Raw genomic sequence first — 21748 nt, forward strand, 5'->3', positions numbered from 1 at the left:
GAATTCCCATGGCCGTCAAGAAACGAGGTCTCGGACGTGGGTTGGACGCGCTTCTGAGCAGTCCAACCGTCAGTTCGCTGGAAGAACAGGCCGTCAAGGCCCCGCCAAGTGAGTTACAGCATGTGCCGCTGGACCTGATCCAGCGCGGCAAGTACCAGCCGCGCCGTGACATGGACCCGCAGGCACTCGAAGAGCTCGCGCAGTCGATCAAGTCGCAGGGCGTGATGCAGCCGATCGTGGTGCGTCCTATCGGTGACAACCGCTTCGAGATCATTGCGGGCGAGCGTCGCTGGCGTGCCAGCCAGCAGGCAGGTGTCGAGACGATCCCGGCGATGGTCCGCGATGTACCGGACGAAACCGCGATTGCGATGGCGCTGATCGAGAACATCCAGCGTGAGGACCTCAACCCGATCGAAGAGGCCATGGCGCTGCAGCGCTTGCAGCAGGAGTTTCAACTGACCCAGCAGCAGGTGGCCGATGCCGTCGGCAAGTCGCGAGTCAGTGTCGCCAACCTGTTACGCCTGATTGCCTTGCCGGAGGCCATCAAGACGATGCTGTCTCATGGTGACCTGGAAATGGGCCATGCGCGTGCCTTGCTCGGCTTGGGTGAAGATCGGCAGGTCGAAGGTGCGCGACACGTTGTCGCACGCGGGCTTACCGTGCGCCAGACCGAAGCACTGGTCAGGCAGTGGCTGAGCGGCAAGGCAGAGGCTGCCGAGCCGGTGAAGACCGACCCGGACATCAGCCGCCTGGAACAGCGTCTGGCCGAGCGTCTGGGCTCTGCGGTGCAGATTCGTCATGGTCAGAAGGGCAAAGGGCAATTGGTCATCCGTTACAACTCGCTGGACGAGCTTCAGGGAGTGCTCGCTCACATCCGCTGAAACAATTGCTCTGTAGCGTATAGTCGGAAATCACTACCCGACTGTTGAATAGGGGCTTAACCGCCCCTATACTCTGCGCGCATTTTGTCGGCACAAATTATGCCAAGTTATTGATTATGGCGACCGACATCAAAGGAGCAGTTGCGATGGAATCCCGCATGCCAGACCGCTTGCCGTTCTATCGCCTGGCGGTTTTCCCGCTTTTGCTGGCTCAATTGATCGTCCTGCTCATGGCCGCTTTGGTGCTGTGGCAGTGGCAAGGAGTCGTTGCAGGATATTCGGGACTCTGCGGAGGCCTGATAGCCTGGCTACCCAATTTATACTTTGCTCACAAGGCATTCCGGTTTTCCGGGGCCAGAGCAGCGCAAGCCATCGTTCGGTCGTTCTACGCCGGCGAGGCAGGCAAACTGATTTTCACGGCAGTGCTTTTTGCATTGACGTTCGCAGGTGTGAGGCCTTTGGCGCCGCTGGCTGTATTCGGCGTGTTCATGTTGATCCAGGTGGTCAACTGGTTCGCTCCCCTGCTTACGAGAACAAGACTTTCGAGACCTTAGGGCGTTTGAGGCAACCATGGCAGAGCAAACAGCTTCGGGCTATATCCAGCACCACTTGCAGAACCTTACATTCGGGCACCTGCCCAATGGCGAATGGGGCTTTGCCCACACCGCAGCGGAAGCCAAGGAAATGGGTTTCTGGGCCTTCCACGTCGATACCCTCGGCTGGTCGGTTGCGTTGGGTCTGATTTTCGTTCTGATCTTCCGCATGGCGGCCAAGAAGGCAACTTCCGGCCAGCCTGGCGCACTGCAGAACTTCGTCGAAGTGCTGGTCGAGTTCGTCGACGGTAGTGTGAAAGACAGCTTCCACGGCCGCAGCGCGGTCATCGCGCCACTGGCGTTGACCATTTTCGTCTGGGTATTCCTGATGAACGCGGTCGACCTGGTACCGGTGGACTGGATTCCACAGCTGGCGATGATGATCTCGGGTGACTCGCACATTCCGTTCCGTGCCGTTTCGACCACTGACCCGAACGCCACGCTGGGCATGGCCCTGTCCGTGTTCGCACTGATCATTTTCTACAGCATCAAGGTCAAGGGCATCGGCGGTTTCATCGGCGAACTGACCCTTCACCCGTTTGGCAGCAAGAACCTGTTCGTTCAGGCGCTGTTGATCCCGGTCAACTTCCTGCTGGAATTCGTGACGCTGATCGCCAAGCCGATTTCCCTGGCTTTGCGTCTGTTCGGCAACATGTATGCTGGCGAGCTGGTCTTCATCCTGATCGCCGTGATGTTCGGCAGCGGTCTGTTGTGGCTCAGCGGTCTGGGTGTAGTGCTGCAGTGGGCGTGGGCTGTGTTCCACATCCTGATCATCACCCTGCAAGCGTTCATCTTCATGATGCTGACCATCGTCTACCTGTCGATGGCTCACGAAGATAACCATTGAGATTCGTCTCAGGACGCGTCTGATGACCGTCTCGCCACTGGCGAGGCGGTGCCCGCAAGGGCTGATGTAGAAACGATTTTGTTTTACCGCTTCAATTAAAAAAACCTAACCAATACGACGTAAAAGTCGGGAGGAAAGATGGAAACTGTAGTTGGTCTAACCGCTATCGCTGTTGCACTGTTGATCGGCCTGGGCGCACTGGGTACTGCAATCGGTTTCGGCCTGTTGGGCGGCAAGTTCCTGGAAGGCGCAGCGCGTCAGCCGGAAATGGTTCCAATGCTGCAAGTTAAAATGTTCATCGTTGCGGGCCTGCTCGACGCCGTGACCATGATCGGTGTTGGTATCGCTCTGTTCTTCACCTTTGCGAACCCCTTCGTTGGTCAACTCGCTGGCTGATCACTCGAATTTTCGAGTTGATTGGTGTGATGGACAACGAACGAGCGAGGTGTTGGCGTGAACATTAATGCAACCCTGATTGGCCAGTCCGTTGCGTTCTTCATTTTTGTGATTTTCTGCATGAAGTTCGTGTGGCCTCCGGTCATCGCGGCTTTGCACGAACGTCAGAAGAAGATCGCGGATGGACTGGACGCTGCTTCCCGAGCAGCTCGCGACCTGGAGCTGGCCCAAGAAAAAGCGGGTCAACAACTGCGCGAAGCTAAAGCTCAAGCAGCCGAGATCATTGAGCAAGCCAAGAAACGCGGTACCCAGATTGTCGACGAAGCCCGTGAAACGGCACGCGTTGAAGCTGACCGTGTGAAGGCTCAGGCTCAGGCCGAGATCGAGCAGGAACTGAACGGTGTCAAAGATGCCTTGCGCGCCCAGTTGGGTAGCCTGGCAGTCAATGGCGCAGAGAAGATTCTGGGTGCCACAATCGATCAAAACGCGCACGCGGAGCTGGTTAACAAACTGGCTGCTGAAATTTAAGCGAGGGCGATCATGGCAGAACTGACCACGTTGGCCCGACCTTACGCGAAGGCGGCCTTCGAGCATGCGCAGGCCCACCAGCAGCTGGCCAATTGGTCAGCCATGCTCGGCCTGGCTGCTGCGGTGTCGCAAGACGACACCATGCAGCGCATGCTCAAGGCCCCGCGACTGACGAGCGCACAAAAGGCCACCACTTTTATTGAAGTGTGTGGCGAAAAGTTCGATGCCAAGGCACAGAATTTCATTCACGTCGTTGCTGAAAACGACCGCCTCCCGCTCTTGCCGGAGATCGCCGAACTGTTCGACCTGTACAAGGCCGAGCAGGAAAAATCGGTCGATGTGGATGTCACCAGTGCTTTCGCATTGAACCAAGAACAGCAAGACAAACTCGCCAAGGTTCTCAGTGCACGGCTCGGCCGGGAAGTGCGCCTGCATGCTGCGGAGGATGCCTCTCTTATAGGGGGTGTCGTCATCCGCGCCGGCGACCTGGTTATCGATGGCTCAGTTCGTGGCAAGATCGCGAAACTAGCCGAAGCATTGAAATCTTGAGTTTGAAGGGGCAGCAGAGCAATGCAGCAACTCAATCCTTCCGAAATAAGTGAAATCATCAAGGGTCGCATCGACAAGCTCGATGTAACCTCCCAAGCCCGTAACGAAGGCACAGTCGTCAGCGTGTCTGACGGTATCGTGCGGATTCATGGTCTGGCCGACGTAATGTACGGCGAAATGATCGAGTTTCCGGGCGGTGTCTACGGTATGGCGCTGAACCTTGAGCAAGACTCCGTGGGTGCCGTTGTACTGGGCGCTTACACGACTCTGGCTGAAGGCATGAGCGCCAAGTGCACAGGCCGCATCCTCGAGGTTCCGGTTGGTAAGGAACTGCTGGGTCGCGTTGTCGATGCACTGGGTAACCCAGTTGACGGCAAAGGTCCGCTGAACAACACCGAGACCGATGCGGTCGAGAAAGTTGCTCCAGGCGTGATCTGGCGTAAGTCGGTAGACCAGCCTGTACAGACTGGCTACAAGGCTGTCGATGCCATGATTCCTGTCGGCCGTGGCCAGCGTGAGCTGATCATCGGTGACCGTCAGATCGGTAAAACCGCTCTGGCCATCGACGCAATCATCAACCAGAAGAACAGCGGCATCTTCTGCGTCTACGTAGCAATCGGTCAGAAGCAATCGACCATTGCCAACGTTGTTCGCAAGCTCGAAGAGAACGGCGCACTGGCTAACACCATCGTCGTGGCTGCAAGTGCTTCCGAATCCGCAGCGCTGCAGTTCCTTGCACCGTACTCGGGTTGCACCATGGGCGAGTTCTTCCGCGACCGCGGTGAAGACGCGCTGATCGTTTATGACGATCTGTCCAAGCAAGCAGTGGCTTACCGCCAGATTTCCCTGCTGCTGCGCCGTCCACCAGGCCGTGAAGCTTACCCAGGCGACGTGTTCTATCTCCACTCCCGTCTGCTGGAGCGCGCATCGCGTGTTTCTGAAGAATACGTAGAGAAGTTCACCAACGGCGCAGTGACCGGCAAAACCGGTTCCCTGACCGCACTGCCGATCATCGAAACCCAGGCTGGCGACGTTTCCGCGTTCGTTCCGACCAACGTGATTTCCATCACCGACGGTCAGATCTTCCTGGAATCGGCCATGTTCAACTCCGGCATCCGTCCGGCTGTGAACGCCGGTGTTTCGGTATCCCGTGTGGGTGGTGCCGCTCAGACCAAGATCATCAAGAAGCTTTCCGGTGGTATCCGTACCGCTCTGGCTCAGTACCGTGAACTGGCGGCATTCGCCCAGTTCGCTTCTGACCTGGACGAGGCGACCCGCAAGCAACTTGAGCATGGTCAGCGCGTTACCGAGCTGATGAAGCAGAAGCAATACGCACCAATGTCGATCGCTGACATGGCGCTGTCGCTGTATGCCGCTGAGCGTGGGTTCCTGACTGACGTCGAAATCGCCAAGATCGGCAGCTTTGAACAAGCGCTGATTGCTTACTTCAACCGCGATCACGCCGATTTGATGGCGAAGATCAACGTGAAGGGTGACTTCAATGACGAAATCGATTCTGGCATGAAAGCCGGCATCGAGAAGTTCAAGGCCACCCAAACCTGGTAAGCCGCAGCGGGGGCCGCAAGGCTCCCGCTTGCTAACCTGATAGGTGTTACATGGCAGGCGCAAAAGAGATTCGCAGCAAGATTGCGAGCATCAAAAGCACGCAAAAGATCACCAGCGCCATGGAAAAAGTGGCGGTCAGCAAAATGCGCAAGGCTCAAATGCGCATGGCTGCTAGCCGTCCTTACGCGGAGCGCATTCGTCAGGTGATTGGTCATCTGGCAAACGCCAACCCGGAGTACCGCCACCCGTTCATGATCGAGCGCCCTGTTAAGCGCGTCGGTTATGTCGTAGTGAGCAGTGACCGTGGTCTGTGTGGTGGCTTGAATACCAACCTGTTCAAGACTCTGGTCAAGGACATGGCGGTGAACCGTGAAAACGGTGTAGAGATCGATCTGTGCGTGGTCGGCAGCAAAGGTGCGGCATTTTTCCGCAACTTCGGCGGTAACGTCGTCGCTGCGATCAGCCACCTGGGCGAAGAGCCGTCGATCAACGACTTGATCGGCAGCGTCAAGGTGATGCTGGATGCCTACCTGGATGGCCGTATTGATCGCCTGTCCGTGGTATCCAACAAGTTCATCAACACCATGACCCAGCAACCAACAGTGGAGCAATTGATTCCGCTGGTGGCAACCCCGGATCAAGGGCTCAAGCACCACTGGGACTATCTCTACGAACCCGATGCCAAAGAGCTGCTAGACGGCCTTATGGTTCGCTACGTGGAATCGCAGGTGTACCAGGCGGTGGTCGAGAACAACGCAGCTGAACAAGCAGCGCGGATGATCGCGATGAAGAACGCCACAGACAACGCCGGTGATTTGATCAGCGATTTGCAGCTGATCTACAACAAGGCGCGTCAGGCAGCGATCACCCAAGAGATCTCGGAAATCGTCGGCGGCGCTGCCGCGGTTTAACGGTTCAAATATTAGAGGAACCAGCTAATGAGTAGCGGACGTATCGTTCAAATCATCGGCGCCGTGATCGACGTGGAATTCCCACGCGATAGCGTACCGAGTATCTACAACGCGCTGGAAGTTCAGAGCGCGGCAGGAACCACCCTGGAAGTTCAGCAGCAGCTGGGCGACGGCGTGGTTCGTACCATTGCGATGGGCTCCACCGAGGGCTTGAAGCGTGGTCTGGAAGTAACAGACTCTGGCGCAGCCATCTCCGTACCGGTCGGTAAAGCGACGCTGGGCCGGATCATGGACGTGCTGGGCAACCCGATCGACGAAGCTGGCCCGATCGCCACCGAAGAGCGCTGGGGCATTCACCGTCCTGCACCGTCCTTCGCTGAGCAGGCAGGCGGCAATGACCTTCTGGAAACCGGCATCAAGGTTATCGACCTGGTCTGCCCGTTCGCCAAAGGCGGTAAAGTCGGTCTGTTCGGTGGTGCCGGTGTCGGCAAGACCGTAAACATGATGGAGCTGATCCGTAACATCGCCATCGAGCACAGCGGTTATTCCGTGTTCGCCGGTGTGGGTGAGCGTACTCGTGAGGGTAACGACTTCTACCACGAGATGAAGGACTCCAACGTTCTGGACAAAGTGGCACTGGTCTACGGTCAGATGAACGAGCCGCCGGGTAACCGTCTGCGCGTAGCACTGACCGGCCTGACCATGGCAGAGAAGTTCCGTGACGAAGGTAACGACGTTCTGTTGTTCGTCGACAACATCTATCGTTACACCCTGGCCGGTACCGAAGTATCCGCACTGCTGGGCCGTATGCCTTCCGCAGTAGGTTACCAGCCGACCCTGGCTGAAGAGATGGGCACTCTGCAAGAGCGCATCACTTCCACCAAGAATGGTTCGATCACCTCGATCCAGGCCGTATACGTACCAGCGGACGACTTGACTGACCCGTCGCCAGCGACCACGTTTGCCCACTTGGACGCCACCGTCGTACTGTCCCGTGACATCGCTTCCCTGGGTATCTACCCGGCGGTAGATCCACTGGACTCGACTTCGCGCCAGCTGGACCCGAACGTCATTGGCCAGGAACACTACGACACCGCTCGCGGCGTTCAGTACGTGTTGCAGCGCTACAAAGAGCTGAAAGACATCATCGCGATCCTGGGTATGGACGAGCTGTCGGAGACCGACAAGCAGTTGGTTAACCGTGCTCGTAAGATCCAGCGCTTCCTGTCCCAGCCTTTCTTCGTGGCAGAAGTCTTCACCGGTGCTTCGGGTAAATACGTTTCCCTGAAAGACACCATTGCTGGCTTCAAAGGCATCCTCAACGGTGACTACGACCACCTGCCAGAACAAGCGTTCTACATGGTCGGCGGCATCGAAGAAGCGATCGAGAAAGCCAAGAAACTGTAATCCCGGCGCCCGGCAACGGGCGCTATTAGGTTGAGGCAAGCAAATGGCTATGACAGTCCATTGCGACATCGTCAGCGCGGAAGGGGAAATCTTCTCCGGTCTGGTCGAGATGGTGATTGCGCACGGCAACCTGGGTGATATCGGTATCGCTCCAGGCCACGCGCCGCTGATCACTGATCTGAAGCCGGGCCCGATCCGCTTGATCAAGCAGGGTGGGGAAGCCGAGGTGTTCTACATCTCCGGTGGTTTCCTTGAGGTTCAGCCGAACATGGTCAAGGTGCTTGCCGATACTGTGCAACGTGCTGCCGACCTGGATGAAGCTTCTGCTCAGGCGGCCGTACTGGCTGCCGAGAAGGCCCTGAACGAGAAGGGCGCAGATTTCGATTACGGATCTGCAACTGCTCGTCTGGCCGAGGCTGCAGCTCAGCTGCGCACCGTTCAGCAAATTCGCAAGAAGTTCGGCGGCTAACCCCGCTGTACTCGATGCGCGATTGAGAAAAAGGGTAGCCTCGGCTACCCTTTTTCTTTTTTCAGATTTCCTCTTTCAAGTCAGCCCGCCTTCGGTCCGGTTGCCGCTCAGTTGGTAGTCCTATCATGTCTCTCGATATCGTTATTCTCGCTGCTGGCCAAGGTACCCGGATGCGGTCCGCGCTGCCCAAGGTCCTGCACCCCGTGGCCGGCAATTCCATGCTGGGTCATGTTATCCACAGCGCGCGCCAGTTATCCCCAAGTGGAATACACGTCGTGATCGGACACGGCGCTGATGCTGTTCGTGAACAGCTGGCAGCCGATGACTTGAATTTCGTGATGCAGGACAAGCAACTCGGTACCGGCCATGCGGTTGCTCAGGCGCTGCCCGCGCTGACGGCTGACACCGTGTTGATTCTTTATGGCGATGTCCCGTTGATCGAAGTAGAGACGCTTTCGCGCCTGCTCAAACTGGTCAACCTACGGCAACTGGGCCTGTTGACCGTTACGCTGGATGACCCTACCGGTTACGGCCGTATCGTTCGCGATGAGCAGAATCGTGTCTGTGCCATCGTCGAGCATAAGGACGCGAGCGACGCGCAGAAGGCTATCACCGAAGGCAATACCGGAATTCTCGCGGTGCCTGCTGCTCATCTCGCTGACTGGCTGGGGCGGCTGTCCAACAACAATGCCCAGGGCGAGTATTACCTCACCGACGTGATCGCCATGGCAGCTAATGACGGCCTGGTAGTTGCCACAGAGCAACCCCACGACGCGATGGAAGTGCAGGGCGCGAATGATCGCAAGCAGCTTTCCGAGCTGGAGCGTCATTACCAGATGCGTGAAGCCCGTCGTCTGATGGCGGCTGGCGTGACCCTGCGTGACCCTGCGCGCTTCGATGTGCGCGGTGAAGTCAGCGTCGGGCGCGATGTGCTGATCGATATCAATGTGATTCTTGAAGGCAAGGTCGTGATCGAGGATGACGTGGTCATTGGTCCGAACTGCGTCATCAAGGACAGCACCCTGCGCAAGGGTGTCGTCGTCAAAGCCAACAGCCACATCGACGGTGCGATTCTGGGGGAGGGCAGCGATGCCGGCCCGTTTGCACGCCTGCGACCAGGCAGCGTGCTGGGTGCCAAGGCGCATGTGGGTAACTTTGTCGAGCTCAAGAATGCGAATCTGGGCGAGGGGGCCAAGGTTGGCCACCTGACTTATCTTGGTGATGCTGAGGTCGGCGCACGCACCAATATCGGCGCCGGTACCATCACCTGTAACTACGATGGCGCCAACAAGCACAAGACGACGTTGGGTGCAGACGTGTTCATTGGTTCCAACAACTCTCTGGTTGCGCCTGTGGATATCCTGGACGGCGCGACGACTGCAGCTGGCTCGACCATCACGCAAAACGTGCCTGCTGAACAACTCGGCGTAGCCCGCGCCCGCCAGCGCAACATCGAAGGCTGGAAGCGGCCGGTGAAAATCAGGAAAGACTGAGTTATCCACAGTCCATGATGCCCCGCGTGCCAATGCTCAACATTGGCACGCGTCCATAACTATCCACACCTGACAGTCAAGCCAGGACGCGGAGCGTCCAGAACTGCATACCCACGCGGAGCATGGGTAAGATGATCTTGAGATCACCTCTCGTTCCTCACGCTCCAGCGTAGGAATGCCGTTCGTGACGCTCCGCGTCACACCCCAGGCTCAAAAGCCGATGTCACGAGTATCCGGTAGAAATTGCGCAGCCCCATCCCGAAACCTTGACCAAAACCAAAAAATAGGTTTTGATTGCCTTCGTTATCTTTCGAAACGAAACTTAAGGCAATCATGTCGAAGCGTAATACACCGCAGCGTCGCCACAACATTCTCGCCCTGCTCAACGAGCAAGGTGAAGTCAGTGTGGACGACTTGGCTAGACGCTTTGAAACTTCCGAAGTTACGATTCGAAAGGACTTGGCTGCGCTTGAAACCAACGGCCTGCTGTTGCGCCGTTACGGGGGCGCAGTGCCGCTTCCTCACGAGCTTATAAGCGATGGCAGTCAGCCGGTTTCCCGCTACAAACAGGCCATCGCCCGCGCTGCGGTTTCCAGAATTCGCGAGCACGCCAGAATCATCGTCGACAGTGGCAGCACCACGGCGGCATTGATTCCTGAGCTGGGCCAGCAACCCGGCCTGGTGGTCATGACCAATTCCCTGCATGTTGCGCGCGCCCTGACCGAGCTGGAGCACGAACCGGTCCTGTTGATGACGGGCGGAACGTGGGATCCGCACTCGGAGTCTTTTCAGGGGCAAGTCGCGGAGCAGGTACTGCGCTCCTACGACTTTGATCAGCTGTTCATCGGTGCCGACGGCATCGATCTGATTCGTGGCACCACCACCTTCAACGAGCTGCTGGGCTTGAGCCGGGTCATGGCGGAAGTCGCCCGGGAAGTCGTGGTCATGGTCGAAGCCGACAAGGTCGGTCGCAAGATCCCCAATCTGGAGCTGCCCTGGAGCAGTATCCACACCCTTATTACTGATGATCGCCTGCCCAGTGAGGCGCGCGATCAGATACAGGCCCGCGGCATCAATCTGATTTGTGCTGCTGTCAGCTAGGAGATAACCATGTGTGGAATCGTCGGCGCCGTTGCTGAACGTAATATCACGGCCATTTTGCTCGAAGGCCTCAAGCGCCTTGAATACCGCGGTTATGACAGCGCGGGCGTGGCAGTCTTCAGCAACGAAGGCACCCTTGAGCGCCGCCGTCGCTCTGGCAAGGTCAGTGAGCTGGAACAGGCACTTGCCGGCGAGCCGCTGATCGGTCGTCTGGGCATTGCCCACACGCGTTGGGCGACCCACGGCGCCCCGTGTGAGCGTAACGCCCACCCACACTTCTCGGCCGACACGCTGGCAGTTGTCCACAACGGCATCATCGAGAATCACGAAGCGCTGCGTGAACAGCTGAAAGGCCTGGGTTACGTCTTCGCATCCGATACCGACACTGAAGTCATCGTCCATCTGCTGCACCACAAGCTCAAGGACACCGCCGATCTGGCGGTTGCCCTGAAGGCTGCGGTGAAAGAACTTCACGGTGCTTATGGGCTTGCGGTCATCAATGCCGCGCAGCCGGATCGCCTGCTGGCCGCCCGCAGTGGCAGCCCGCTGGTTGTCGGCATGGGCCTGGGTGAAAACTTCCTGGCCTCCGACCAACTGGCGCTGCGTCAGGTCACTGACCGTTTCATGTACCTGGAAGAGGGCGACATCGCCGAGATCCGTCGCGACAGCGTGCAGATCTGGAACGTCGACGGTGTGTCGGTTGAGCGCGAAGTGGTGCAATACCATGAAGGCGCCGAAGCCGCCGACAAGGGTGAGTATCGTCACTTCATGCTCAAGGAAATTCATGAGCAGCCCAAGGTCGTACAGCGCACCCTCGAAGGTCGTCTGGGGCAACAGCAAGTGCTGGTCCACGCATTTGGTCCACAGGCTGCCGAACTGTTCGCCAAAGTACGCAATGTTCAGATCGTGGCGTGTGGCACCAGCTACCACGCAGGCATGGTCGCGCGTTACTGGCTTGAAGGCCTGGCCGGCATCCCTTGCCAGGTCGAAGTGGCCAGCGAGTTCCGCTATCGCAAGGTAGTGGTTCAGCCGGACACCCTGTTCGTCTCGATCTCGCAGTCCGGTGAAACCGCCGACACCCTGGCAGCGCTGCGCAACGCCAAGGAACTGGGCTTTCTGGCCAGCCTGGCGATCTGTAACGTGGGCATCAGCTCACTGGTGCGGGAATCCGACCTGACCCTGCTGACCCAAGCCGGTCCGGAAATCGGCGTGGCATCGACCAAGGCTTTCACCACCCAATTGGTCGCCTTGTTGCTGCTGACCCTGTCGCTGGGTCAGGTCAAGGGATCTCTGGAGGAAGGCGTCGAAGCGCAGCTGGTCGAAGAACTGCGTCGCCTGCCAACCCGCCTCGGCGAAGCGCTGGCAATGGACGGCACGGTCGAGAAAGTCGCCGAACTGTTCGCCGAGAAGCACCACACCCTGTTCCTTGGGCGCGGCGCACAGTTTCCGGTGGCAATGGAAGGCGCACTCAAGCTCAAAGAAATCTCCTACATCCATGCCGAAGCCTACCCGGCCGGCGAACTCAAGCATGGCCCGCTGGCGCTGGTCGACGCCGACATGCCAGTCGTCACCGTCGCACCGAACAACGAACTGCTGGAGAAACTCAAATCCAACCTGCAGGAAGTGCGCGCACGCGGCGGCGAGCTGATCGTGTTCGCGGATGAGCAGGCCGGCATGAAGAACGGAGAGGGCACCCACGTCATCGCCATGCCACACATTATCGATGCCCTGGCACCGATTCTCTACACCATCCCGCTGCAGTTGCTTTCGTATTACGTGGCTGTGCTGAAAGGGACGGATGTGGATCAGCCGAGGAATTTGGCGAAGTCGGTGACGGTGGAGTGAGTTATCCACAGGGGTGGGGGGGGTGAAGCTACGAAATAAAGTCTGTCGGAAATAAATAAAGTCTGTCGCTGGCGCCTTCGAATTCCCCGATTGAGGAGCCGGTGACGATTTTCCGGGCCACCGTGCTCGGAACGCACTTCAAGGTTTTGACGAGCAAATGATCTTAGCTATTCAGCCTGAGGAGACGGTGCGTTCCTTTGTGGCGAGAACTCTTCTAATTAAAGGAAAAAATTCCTCCGAAAATGTATTTCGGAAGTTTCCCAGAAACAGCCTCTTTGGCGCGGATATCTTGTTAATCGCCGGAATGCACGGGTGGATTGGTTGCTACGGTTTCAACAAAATACTTCATAAACATACTGAGTACCCGTTAAGAGAAGTTTTTAAAAACATTCAAGATATTTCCTACTCTAAAGACGAATACATAAGTAGTTCAAGTGTCTATGGTTCCGATAGTACCGCGGCCGGGTTTTGCCCCGTTTGTGTTGCCGAAGATATTGAACGCTTAGGATTTTCCTTTTGGCGACGTGCTCACTGTTGTGAGCTGAAAGTCTGCGCTGAGCATAATGTAGAGTTAGTCAAACACTGCCCATACTGTGACAAGCCGTTCCGCCATGGTGGCCATGATCTGAATGTGATGTGGACTACCTGTGAGGGACAGCAGCTTAAAGATAGCTCAGTGATGTTGAACGCAGACCAATTTGAGCTGAAGAAAGCTCAATTCTTTGCAGAGATTCTGTCAGCCACCCATCACCTCTCTGAGGAGGCAGTTCTTGCGGTCTTGGATGAGAAAGTCCATCAAAATGAAAACCTAAAGCTTAGAATTTGGGACTCCAGATACAACCAGCCTCTAGGATATACAATCAAACGGCGGCTAGAGATCGTCCAAGAGGCGAGGTTTATGAACAGGCTACCACATGGAGAAACTACTGATTTTATTATTCAGGCTATATTGGGAGTCTATGAAAAATTTTCTGACTTTTTCATTGACGTGAAGGCATATGGGGACGAAGTTCGCCCAGTGGAAAAACTATGGTCTACTTATATCGCGGGACATCAAGAATCAACGCATTTCGTCGAAGAAAATTATGACCAAGGTGTTGGCGTCTGGTGTTGTCCGTTCCCTGCTAGGGACTTCTTACGGATGTGGGATTGGCGGCCAGTGTATTATCCCTGCTGTAGTTTTGAGCGACCAAAAAGAAAAGGTCCTCAACCTCGACCCGAGCTAGTCAAGAAAGCGCCGCCGGGTATTTACAGGCGGAAATAGGTTCCCGCGCTAACTCGCTGGCCAGACCGCATTGCCCCGTTGTCGTAGAGAACCGCAGGTTTTGAGGTGCAGAACCGTGGATAAGTATGCTCTCGACATAGCGTATCGGTCCCGATTTTCCAAGCAAGACGAGAGCATGGGAATCCTGGCGTACAGCTCGGCCTTGGTGACCGGGCCCCGCTGCAGTTCAGTGATCGCCTCGCACGCCGTTCGTATCATGCTGAGCAGCCGAGAATCTCTAGCCTCCCAGTCAATGAGGTATTTTTCCACTTTGGCCGGTTTCACGAAGGTCTGCTCTTTGGCCATCAACCATACTTTGTCGTTTCTATAAAGCCACGCATAGATAGAAGGAATGGTGTTTCTCAAAGCCTGGACCCCTAGCTCAGGATGCAAATTGTGTAGTTCTTGCCACTGCGCTCTGTGCTCAGCTAGCTCCCGGCTGTTCGTGGCAGCAATAGCCAGTGCATTTGTATCTGGATGGGCGCGCAACAACCTGTTGAGCGTCGAGACCGAGATCTGAAACTCTTCACAAAGCTCCTGTTTCGGAATGCCCTTGCCCAGTTTTGAGAGCAGAACCTCTTTAAGCTGGCCTTTTAATCGTTTGGGCCTTGGAGTGTTTTTGGCTGGAGTCGCAGTGTTTGAAAGCGAGACACGCCCATCAGGTTTCTGCGATGGAGTGCTTGCGACTTGCTGAGCTACTCTGGTCACTTCAGCGCCGTAGGCCTTGAGAAACGACTGCAAGTCATCGAATAGCCAATCAATAAGCACCAGATGCCTCAGAGGGTGAATACTTCTGCGGGGGGTACGGGTAAGCTGGTCCATAAATGACTCAGTGCTTTTCTCGTCTTGCGGCAAGGATTCAAACAGATGAAAGCGGCGAAGAGGCTCTATGCGATCAAGAAGCGATGCAGATCTGTCTCCTTGGAGTAGAGCTGTTCGATAGGTCGCAGCGACGGTGCAAGGTTCAAAAGACGTAACTCGACCTATGGTCGCGAGATCGATGACATTGTTCGCCAAGGCCATAAAAGCTGCGCGGGACCAGAGTTTCTGTGATGACGCCTGTTGGATTAGGCAGTTCTTGGTAGGTAGCGACCATTCGAACCGTCCCGACCACCGTCTACTTTTGGTGGATGCCATGAGCCAAGCTTGATGGCGTGGACATATCATCACACCCGGATATTGGTGTGTGAGGTGCCAGTACGCTACGCCATGATCATATACATCTTCACGCATGCAGCACAGGCATGCCTTCAACGGGTGTTCAGCGCCGAAGCCACTTGATACTAAACCTAGTCGATATTTAAGCGAATCAATCCGATCGCTTTTTATAGTTAATATTGCATCTTCAATTTTATTTTGATTTTGAAAGGGAATAAATAGTGAAAATATTGTGTGATATAAGAGAATCGATTCCGCGCTTCCCCAGTAGTGAAATCCAGTTTGCTCTAAAGCCGCTATTCCGCAAGGAATATCATGTTTTATAAATTTCTCAGATAGGCCCAGCACGGCAGTCGATGTGGTCGCATGGTCTAGGTTTCCCATTACCAGGTGCTGTCGACTGCACAAGCTGAATAAGGTTTCGTCGGGTAGCCAGTCCAGTCGAGGGAATGGCTCGATCACCCATTTCTGAGCTGATGCGGCGCTCATGGTACCTCCGAGTCGAATCAGAGGTGTCGAGTGTAGCGGCTGGAAATCAGTCCTACGGATCGATTTCGCCTAAACAGGCGGCTGGTTATTCGCGAATCTTTGGTCTCATAACTGGTGGAATTTACCATTCATTTTTTATCACTTGACCATCTATGAACGCCGGTTTTTGGCCTTCAAAGCACCGAATACACTGAAAAGGCAGCACCAATGCGCCGGCGGAGGCGCAACTTAGCTGCTTTATTCTAGTTGTCAACTGCCATTTTTCGGCGGTACCATGCATCGTTAAACGGCGTTACTGAGGGCAATACTGAAAACTGAAAGTGTATTACCAACAGCCGATGCAAGTTTTGCCTTATGGGAGTAGCGGCTCCTATAAAAGTGCAGCTAGCTGAAACGATATAGTTTGCTGGCCTATTACTTAGGTCTGAGGAAAAAATCATGGAATCTGGTTAGAAAACCCAGGAGCCAGACAGACAAAGGCCCAAGTGTGACCTTGGGCCTTTGAGGATAAGTCAGCTTTCGACTCCTGACGAATCCATTGTCTATCCCCTCGCGTAGGGCGTCAAGCCCTGCACGGCTCCGCTCGTCTCCAGAAAAGTATACTGCGCGTGGTGTAGTCATGGCCATGCCCGCGCTATTGGATGGCTTATTCATCCGATGTAGGTGGACTGGTATGCGTCGCCTGCTATGGATTGAATGGATGGTAGATAAGATAAGTGGATCTAAAAAAATCGTTACTCCGCATAACAGGTCGACAAGGCTGCTTCGAATGGGGAGATAACTACTTAGCCGGAATTTATGCAGTCCCTGGTGAAGCGCCCAAGGGCTCTCGTATATGCCGGCTTAATAGCAGGAAGCTTGGACGAGCACTGCATCTTCTTTCTACCCCTGAAAGAATCTTCGCACAACTGGCTCTTTATAATCCCGACGTGTTCGAGTTACATGAGCAGAAAATTCTCAGCCCAATTCCGCAAGTTCACCCTCTTCAAGGTAACCCCTTAGCTGCTGGACTGAAACTTCTGCCAGTGAAGGGAACATCATTGGTGGCAGAGGAAATCGGTCTTAAGCACGCTACTGCAGTCATGACCTACGATGATGGTGTGCGCGAGAGGGTTCCCCACCCCTACTTGGGCGATCTGCTTCTGTACATCCACCCGCAAGGCTCGGCCCCCTATGCTGTGAACTGGACAGTAAAGTTGAGTGCAATGGATTTTGATGAGGTCGCTCGGGGAAGTTTAAAGAGCTTGGCGAAACAGAAAGAAAACCGCGAGAAGGCTCGCTTGCGCCATGCCTTGGAAGAGGTTTATTACCACAGTGCAGGCATCAGGACTGTGAGGGTATCCAGGGATATGCTGGATCCAGTGCTAGTGGCCAACTTAGATCTTCTGTATGGCTACCATGATCGCGAGATCAGCCTCGAATCGAATGTTCTCGAGGATTTCTCACACGATATAGAAGACTGTGTCGCTCATGGGAGACCAGTAGCTTCCGTTGCCTTGATGTACGGACAGCGGTGGGGACGGCGTGATCTGTTTCTGACGAAGATCTACAAAGACATATGGGAGCGCAAGCTTTCGGTCAGCTTGTTTGACCCGGTCCTTATTAATCATCCATTGGTGACGGATGCGCCGGATGTCCTGCAGGTCTATAGCTCACTTTTTGCCGGTTTGCCCGAATGATCACCGGTTCCAGGCTGAAAGCGCCTGAAGGATTCAAAGGGCTTAAAAAGGATGTCGAATACTATTTCCTTGCAAGTGACGGCAGGGCAAACAGGGCACGCCTTGTATTCTTTGATGATGAAGGAACCACTGCAAGTTTGCTAACGCTTTCCCGGCCTGAATTTGATTTGGCCCTGACCAATGGTGATCTTGTGGAACATGGTAGTGACGCCACACCTCCTTGGTTGAAGGCGATCAGGGATATTTCAGTAGATCAATTGGAAAAAGACCGGGTAAGGGCAACGAAAAGCTATGATGAAATGGTTAACAAGCGCTACCTCGCCATAGCCGATTTGGTAGACGATGCCGAGGAGATACTGTCTAGCGAAAATCCCGAATCGATCATCAACGCCCATGCTGTCAATCAGTCACCCTCTCAGAATGCAGTCCGGTTGAGATTTTGGTTTTTTAGCTATCTGGTGTTCGGTCGCTCGAAGTGGGCGCTTATGCCCAAGTTTGACCGCTGCGGGAGAGGAAAGAGAGAGCAGACTGCAGACGGGAAAATTTTGGGAAGACCGCCTAAGTCAGGACGTAAATCCCGATTTCCGGCTACGCCCGAAATGCAGGCTTCGATACTGGATGGCTTCATCAAATACAATGATAAAACCAAATCTGACGCTGAGATCTTTGGTGCTGTGCTGGTGCGTGAATTCGGTTGTGTTCCTTTTACAGCATCGACAGGTAAAAAGAAGTTCTATCATCCCGAAGGTAAGCCTTTCCCCACCAAAGGACAGTACGATTATTACCTAGGTCAGTCGATAAGCACGAAGTCGTATAGGAAGGCACGTAGGGGGCCCAGCGGAGCTAGAGCTAAGTCCGGGTTTTTTGGAAGTTTTGCTCAACATTTGGTTAATGTAAACCAACTGGTTGAGTTTGACGGCTATAATCCAAAAAATAAGATATCTGGCTTGCTCGAAGGATCCGCTATGGATTCGGCCTGCATAGTTCGAGGTGTGTGTGGCCAGTCTGGTGCTGTAGTCGCCTTGGGTTTTTCCGAAAACAAAGAAAACATGGAAGCCTACCGCATGGCCCTGTTCTCGATGGCCGTTAGCAAGGTCAAATTTGCGTCGTTGTTCGGCCTGACGATCAGAAAAGAAGACTGGCCCACTTACGGTCTGCCGCAAAACATCGTGTTCGACCGTGGGCCAGGCTCTACCATGGGCGTACCGATTCGTTCAGAAGCAGTGGCCCGTGGCGAAATGATGAGCTGGTTATCCAGGCTTGAGTTAACTCCTACTCACTCGGGTCAGTCGAAAGCAACGGTTGAGTCGTCACATCCTAGGACCAAATCTGACAATGATCAGCCAACACACTTTCATAGCTCGCTCAACTTTGTAGAGATATGCAAGCGGCATATTCTGCAAGCTATTTACGATAATCATGTTTCAGATGCTGAAGGAAGGATGACACCTGAGATGCTGGAGGTGGGCTTCAGTCCCACCCCACATAATATTTACAAGTTCTATAGTGATCTTGGTTACGATTCCGGCACGGAGGTAAGCTTTGACTACGCCGTGAGAGAATTCCTGACACCTCATCCGGCGCACATCAAAAGGAGTGGGGTTTATTTTTATGGTCGTAAATACAATTCATCAAAGCTGATTGACACCGAGGTTTTTGACCGTATCGCGCTTAATGGCCAGATACCGGTCACAGCTTATGTGATGACCATGTGTGTCAGACATATCTGGATTGAATTAGAAGGCGTTTTGTACGAGTTGGACTTTGTAAAGCCGGCGAGCGTACATCCCAGCAGCGTCGACATTTCGCTGTCGGATCTTCAAGTGCTCAATGAGAATCGGCTGCGCGGCAATGCCCAGCGTCGTGAAGAGAAGCCTGTAATCCTTCAGGATCGCAATGCGCAATTTCTTCATGCCACAGGCAAAGCTTGGGACAGTGGTACTCGCAAGCCTGGGCGTCCTGCGAAGGACGGAGCGGCTGAGCGTGATGCCGCCGACCAGAAGCGGTTGATGGGGAAAGGCAATGACTAACATCTTTTCTGCGCGCTTTGATGGATTGGATACGCTGGCTGATATTCGGCGTTTGATTACAGCGCAACCTGATCCGGTGACCGGACTTGAGGATTTGAGTCCAGCGTTGGCTGCTGAGCGTTTGTCAGAGGTACTGAAGACGATTTTCCTTCCCAATCAGTTTTCTTTGGATTTCATCAAAGACTGCGTTGATCGTGCACGCAGCTTTTCAACTGAGAGTTTCTCCTCGGACCAGCAATATCAGAGGCGGCTGTACCATCCCCCGGAAAATGAGGCATTTCCTATATGCCTCACCGGGCTCGCTGGCGTTGGTAAGAGCCAAACTATCAGTGCGCTGATGAAGGTGATGCCTGGACCTGCACTCTACACATCTGCCCATTACCATGAGCCACATAATCTCGTTTCGTATTGGTACGCCAGCGCAAGGGGGAAGGCTGGCGGTAGACAGTTGTTGGAAGACTTCCTTGGCGGCGACGCAACAGGGGTGAGAGCGAACACGTCCAAGCTTCTGACCGAGTGCCGGCGTAGGGTCAATCGTGATGGTGTATCATTGATGGTGCTCGAAGAAATGCAGCATCAGACCACTGGGCAAGGCGTAGTCCGGGTGACGGACATATTGCTCACCATGGCCGGGCTTGGGGTTCCTATGATCTATGTGGCCAACTACAGCCTGGGTCACAAATTGCTGACAAGGAACAGTGAGGACAAGCAACGGCTTCTCTCTGAACCCCGTGTAATGCTACCGGACCATCCTGACTCGAAGGCCTGGAAGGATTACGTTCTAGAATGCATACGGGTAAGCGGGCGGCGCGTATCTGCAGATCCGAGTGCCTTGGTACATGAGCTGTATCGCTGGACGTTCGGTATAAAGCGTCTGGCGGTTCAACTGATCAAGGTGGCGTATCTTGAAGCCCGTGCAGCCCGTCGCCATACGATTACTTTGGAGGACGTCAACAAAGCATACCTTTCAGCCGCTTACTCCAGCAGTAGGGACGACGTTGAAGAGCTAATTCGCCTCAGCGTTCATAAGAACAAAACCAGGGTCAGGCCTGACCTTCGTTGCCCGTTCCCGGTGCCGGTGCCATCAAACGTCTTGAGCTTTGCCAAGGACGATCGTGCTTTACGTGTGAGCGAGAAGGTTTTTGTTTCATCCCTTACAGCCGAGGAGCGCAAGACTTTCGAGCAGCTCCATCCACCGGGTTCACCGTCCAATCTCCCTTCGAAGCCTAAGCGAGAGAAGAAACCAGCATTGCCCGCGCAAACTCGGGAAGGGTTAGAGGATGCTTACAGCCGACTGCTCTCAGAGTCCAAAGGTTTGCCTAAGCCAAGAGGGCCAGCAAAGTAAGCGCTACGAAAACGGTCGCGTGTCCACCCAAGACATTTTCAGTCCTATGAAGATTGTCTGGTCTGCAGCAGCGCGGGCAACACTTGCTCGGCTGAGCCTATGAGCATCAGCTCGTTTGGAGCCCCTAGGCAGACGTCCGCAGTGTTTACGTGGATGACCGTCGCACCAGATGTCGACGCGATTTCAGGAATATCCGCCGCAGGCCTGACGACTCCTGAAGTCCCGACGGAGATCAGAACGTCGCAATTTTTGACGTCAGCCAATGCTGCTTTCCAAGCTCCGGAAGGCAGATCCTCTCCGAACCACACAACTCCAGGTCGGAGTTTCCCATTGCACCGAGTACACCGCGGCGGCTCTACCCATTGTCCCTCTGCAGAAACCTGAAATTGATCAGTCGTGAGTACCGCCGTACGCTTGCAGGCAAAGCAGATCGGATTGATCAAACTGCCATGCAAATGCACGACGTTCTGAGATCCCGCGCGCTCGTGCAGGTCATCAATATTCTGAGTGATAACTGAAACCTGTATGCCGGTGCTCGCCAGGTGGCTAATCGAAAGATGAGCGGCGTTTGGTTGGGCTTGGCCAGCTTGGGAGCGCCGCCACAGGTACCAACCCCAAACCAGTTGAGGGTTCTCTCGAAAAGCCCGTGCCGTTTCCAGCTTTTCAGGGTCGAGTTTCTCCCAAAAGCCTGTGAGCTTGTCGCGAAATGTTGGAATCCCACTTGCAGCAGAGACGCCGGCGCCGGTGAAAAATACGACCTTTCGAGCGGCGGACAGAGCTGTGATGGCTCTATTCCAGTCATTCATCTGGAGATTTTCGGGTCTGCAGCGTAAACGATCGGAGAGTGATAGCTGCTTTCGGTAGAAGAGCTGAAAACCGGACCCATTGGGGACACGTCAGGACCTGACGCCTCTTCGATCCGACCCGCCAGCAGCATCTGAAACGGATTTGGATAGTGACGCAGGAGAGATTTGGCGTCACGGCGTATTCGTTCTGGTAACGAGGAATCTCGAGATAGCTCGAGCAGAAACTCTCCCGTTTGGATGACAGCCCGGGTACGTTCATTTGGCATGGTCATATTGAGGCCCTCTGAAACATGGCGCAGCGGCTCCTGCCCCGCAGATCTTCAGTTTAGCTCTCTAAGGAGGTCTAAGAGCAAAACAGGCCGATCGGCATTTTGCTCCCTCGATGGAAAGG

Annotated in this window: 20 protein-coding genes; 17 read left to right on the forward strand and 3 right to left on the reverse strand. The window is 54.9% G+C overall.

Going from position 1 to position 21748, the window contains the following annotated elements; translation table 11 throughout:
- Window positions 1–8: 8 nt before the first annotated feature.
- From ACW55A_RS17815 to ACW55A_RS17880, 14 genes are all read left to right on the forward strand, one after another.
- Window positions 9–881, forward strand: a complete 873-nt coding sequence (locus ACW55A_RS17815) for a ParB/RepB/Spo0J family partition protein (protein WP_003315951.1) — start codon at window positions 9–11, stop codon at window positions 879–881.
- A gap of 116 nt (window positions 882–997) precedes the next feature.
- Window positions 998–1435 (forward strand): F0F1 ATP synthase subunit I, encoded by a 438-nt coding sequence (locus ACW55A_RS17820; protein ID WP_498811465.1) that lies wholly within the window; start codon window positions 998–1000, stop codon window positions 1433–1435.
- Window positions 1436–1451: 16 nt separating this feature from the next.
- Entirely contained in the window at window positions 1452–2321 is an 870-nt protein-coding gene (gene atpB / locus ACW55A_RS17825) for a F0F1 ATP synthase subunit A (protein ID WP_003315954.1), read from the forward strand.
- Between the two features lie 138 nt (window positions 2322–2459).
- Window positions 2460–2717, forward strand: a complete 258-nt coding sequence (gene atpE / locus ACW55A_RS17830) for a F0F1 ATP synthase subunit C (protein ID WP_002555987.1) — start codon at window positions 2460–2462, stop codon at window positions 2715–2717.
- A 57-nt stretch (window positions 2718–2774) separates the two neighbouring features.
- Window positions 2775–3245: a F0F1 ATP synthase subunit B gene (locus ACW55A_RS17835; RefSeq protein ID WP_002555986.1), complete on the forward strand. Its 471-nt coding sequence runs from the start codon at window positions 2775–2777 to the stop codon at window positions 3243–3245.
- 12 nt (window positions 3246–3257) lie between these two features.
- Window positions 3258–3794 carry a F0F1 ATP synthase subunit delta gene (locus ACW55A_RS17840; protein WP_003315956.1) on the forward strand — a complete coding sequence of 179 codons (537 nt, stop codon included), beginning with the start codon at window positions 3258–3260 and terminating at the stop codon, window positions 3792–3794.
- Window positions 3795–3815: 21 nt separating this feature from the next.
- Window positions 3816–5360 carry a F0F1 ATP synthase subunit alpha gene (atpA, locus tag ACW55A_RS17845; RefSeq protein WP_002555984.1) on the forward strand — a complete coding sequence of 515 codons (1545 nt, stop codon included), beginning with the start codon at window positions 3816–3818 and terminating at the stop codon, window positions 5358–5360.
- A gap of 50 nt (window positions 5361–5410) precedes the next feature.
- Window positions 5411–6271, forward strand: coding sequence for a F0F1 ATP synthase subunit gamma (atpG, locus tag ACW55A_RS17850; RefSeq protein ID WP_003367855.1), 861 nt, complete (start codon window positions 5411–5413; stop codon window positions 6269–6271).
- 27 nt (window positions 6272–6298) lie between these two features.
- Entirely contained in the window at window positions 6299–7678 is a 1380-nt protein-coding gene (gene atpD, locus ACW55A_RS17855) for a F0F1 ATP synthase subunit beta (RefSeq protein WP_002555982.1), read from the forward strand.
- Between the two features lie 43 nt (window positions 7679–7721).
- Complete coding sequence (locus ACW55A_RS17860) at window positions 7722–8147, forward strand: F0F1 ATP synthase subunit epsilon (protein WP_003413751.1); 426 nt, start codon at window positions 7722–7724, stop codon at window positions 8145–8147.
- Window positions 8148–8272: 125 nt separating this feature from the next.
- Window positions 8273–9640 (forward strand): bifunctional UDP-N-acetylglucosamine diphosphorylase/glucosamine-1-phosphate N-acetyltransferase GlmU, encoded by a 1368-nt coding sequence (gene glmU, locus ACW55A_RS17865; protein ID WP_003367859.1) that lies wholly within the window; start codon window positions 8273–8275, stop codon window positions 9638–9640.
- Between the two features lie 333 nt (window positions 9641–9973).
- The gene (locus ACW55A_RS17870) at window positions 9974–10741 is read left to right on the forward strand and encodes a DeoR/GlpR family DNA-binding transcription regulator (RefSeq protein WP_003367861.1); all 768 of its coding nucleotides are present in this window, start codon (window positions 9974–9976) and stop codon (window positions 10739–10741) included.
- Between the two features lie 9 nt (window positions 10742–10750).
- Window positions 10751–12586, forward strand: coding sequence for a glutamine--fructose-6-phosphate transaminase (isomerizing) (gene glmS, locus ACW55A_RS17875; protein ID WP_003401403.1), 1836 nt, complete (start codon window positions 10751–10753; stop codon window positions 12584–12586).
- 157 nt (window positions 12587–12743) lie between these two features.
- A complete protein-coding gene (locus tag ACW55A_RS17880; RefSeq protein WP_498811466.1) occupies window positions 12744–13850 on the forward strand; it encodes a TniQ family protein in 1107 nt (368 codons plus the stop codon).
- 9 nt (window positions 13851–13859) lie between these two features.
- On the opposite strand, the gene ACW55A_RS17885 is transcribed toward ACW55A_RS17880, so the two are convergent.
- Window positions 13860–15497: a TnsD family Tn7-like transposition protein gene (locus ACW55A_RS17885; RefSeq protein ID WP_498811467.1), complete on the reverse strand. Its 1638-nt coding sequence runs from the start codon at window positions 15495–15497 to the stop codon at window positions 13860–13862.
- A gap of 716 nt (window positions 15498–16213) precedes the next feature.
- Here ACW55A_RS17885 and ACW55A_RS17890 point away from each other — a divergent pair.
- Genes ACW55A_RS17890 through ACW55A_RS17900 form a run of 3 tightly spaced genes read left to right on the forward strand, consistent with a single transcriptional unit; the run spans window position 16214 to window position 20551 of the window.
- Window positions 16214–17176 carry a PDDEXK family nuclease gene (locus tag ACW55A_RS17890; protein WP_498811468.1) on the forward strand — a complete coding sequence of 321 codons (963 nt, stop codon included), beginning with the start codon at window positions 16214–16216 and terminating at the stop codon, window positions 17174–17176.
- The gene (locus ACW55A_RS17895) at window positions 17173–19206 is read left to right on the forward strand and encodes a TnsB C-terminal domain-containing protein (RefSeq protein ID WP_005894864.1); all 2034 of its coding nucleotides are present in this window, start codon (window positions 17173–17175) and stop codon (window positions 19204–19206) included. Before ACW55A_RS17890 ends, ACW55A_RS17895 begins: the two co-directional genes overlap by 4 nt.
- On the forward strand, window positions 19199–20551 hold the full coding sequence (locus ACW55A_RS17900) for a hypothetical protein (protein ID WP_498811469.1): 1353 nt from the start codon (window positions 19199–19201) through the stop codon (window positions 20549–20551). Before ACW55A_RS17895 ends, ACW55A_RS17900 begins: the two co-directional genes overlap by 8 nt.
- A gap of 44 nt (window positions 20552–20595) precedes the next feature.
- On the opposite strand, the gene ACW55A_RS17905 is transcribed toward ACW55A_RS17900, so the two are convergent.
- Window positions 20596–21357 (reverse strand): SIR2 family NAD-dependent protein deacylase, encoded by a 762-nt coding sequence (locus ACW55A_RS17905; protein ID WP_005894871.1) that lies wholly within the window; start codon window positions 21355–21357, stop codon window positions 20596–20598.
- Complete coding sequence (locus ACW55A_RS17910; protein WP_122333966.1) at window positions 21354–21629, reverse strand: BPSL0761 family protein; 276 nt, start codon at window positions 21627–21629, stop codon at window positions 21354–21356. Before ACW55A_RS17910 ends, ACW55A_RS17905 begins: the two co-directional genes overlap by 4 nt.
- Between the last annotated feature and the right edge of the window lie 119 nt (window positions 21630–21748).

This window comes from Plantibacter cousiniae (nom. nud.) (genome assembly GCF_977070315.1).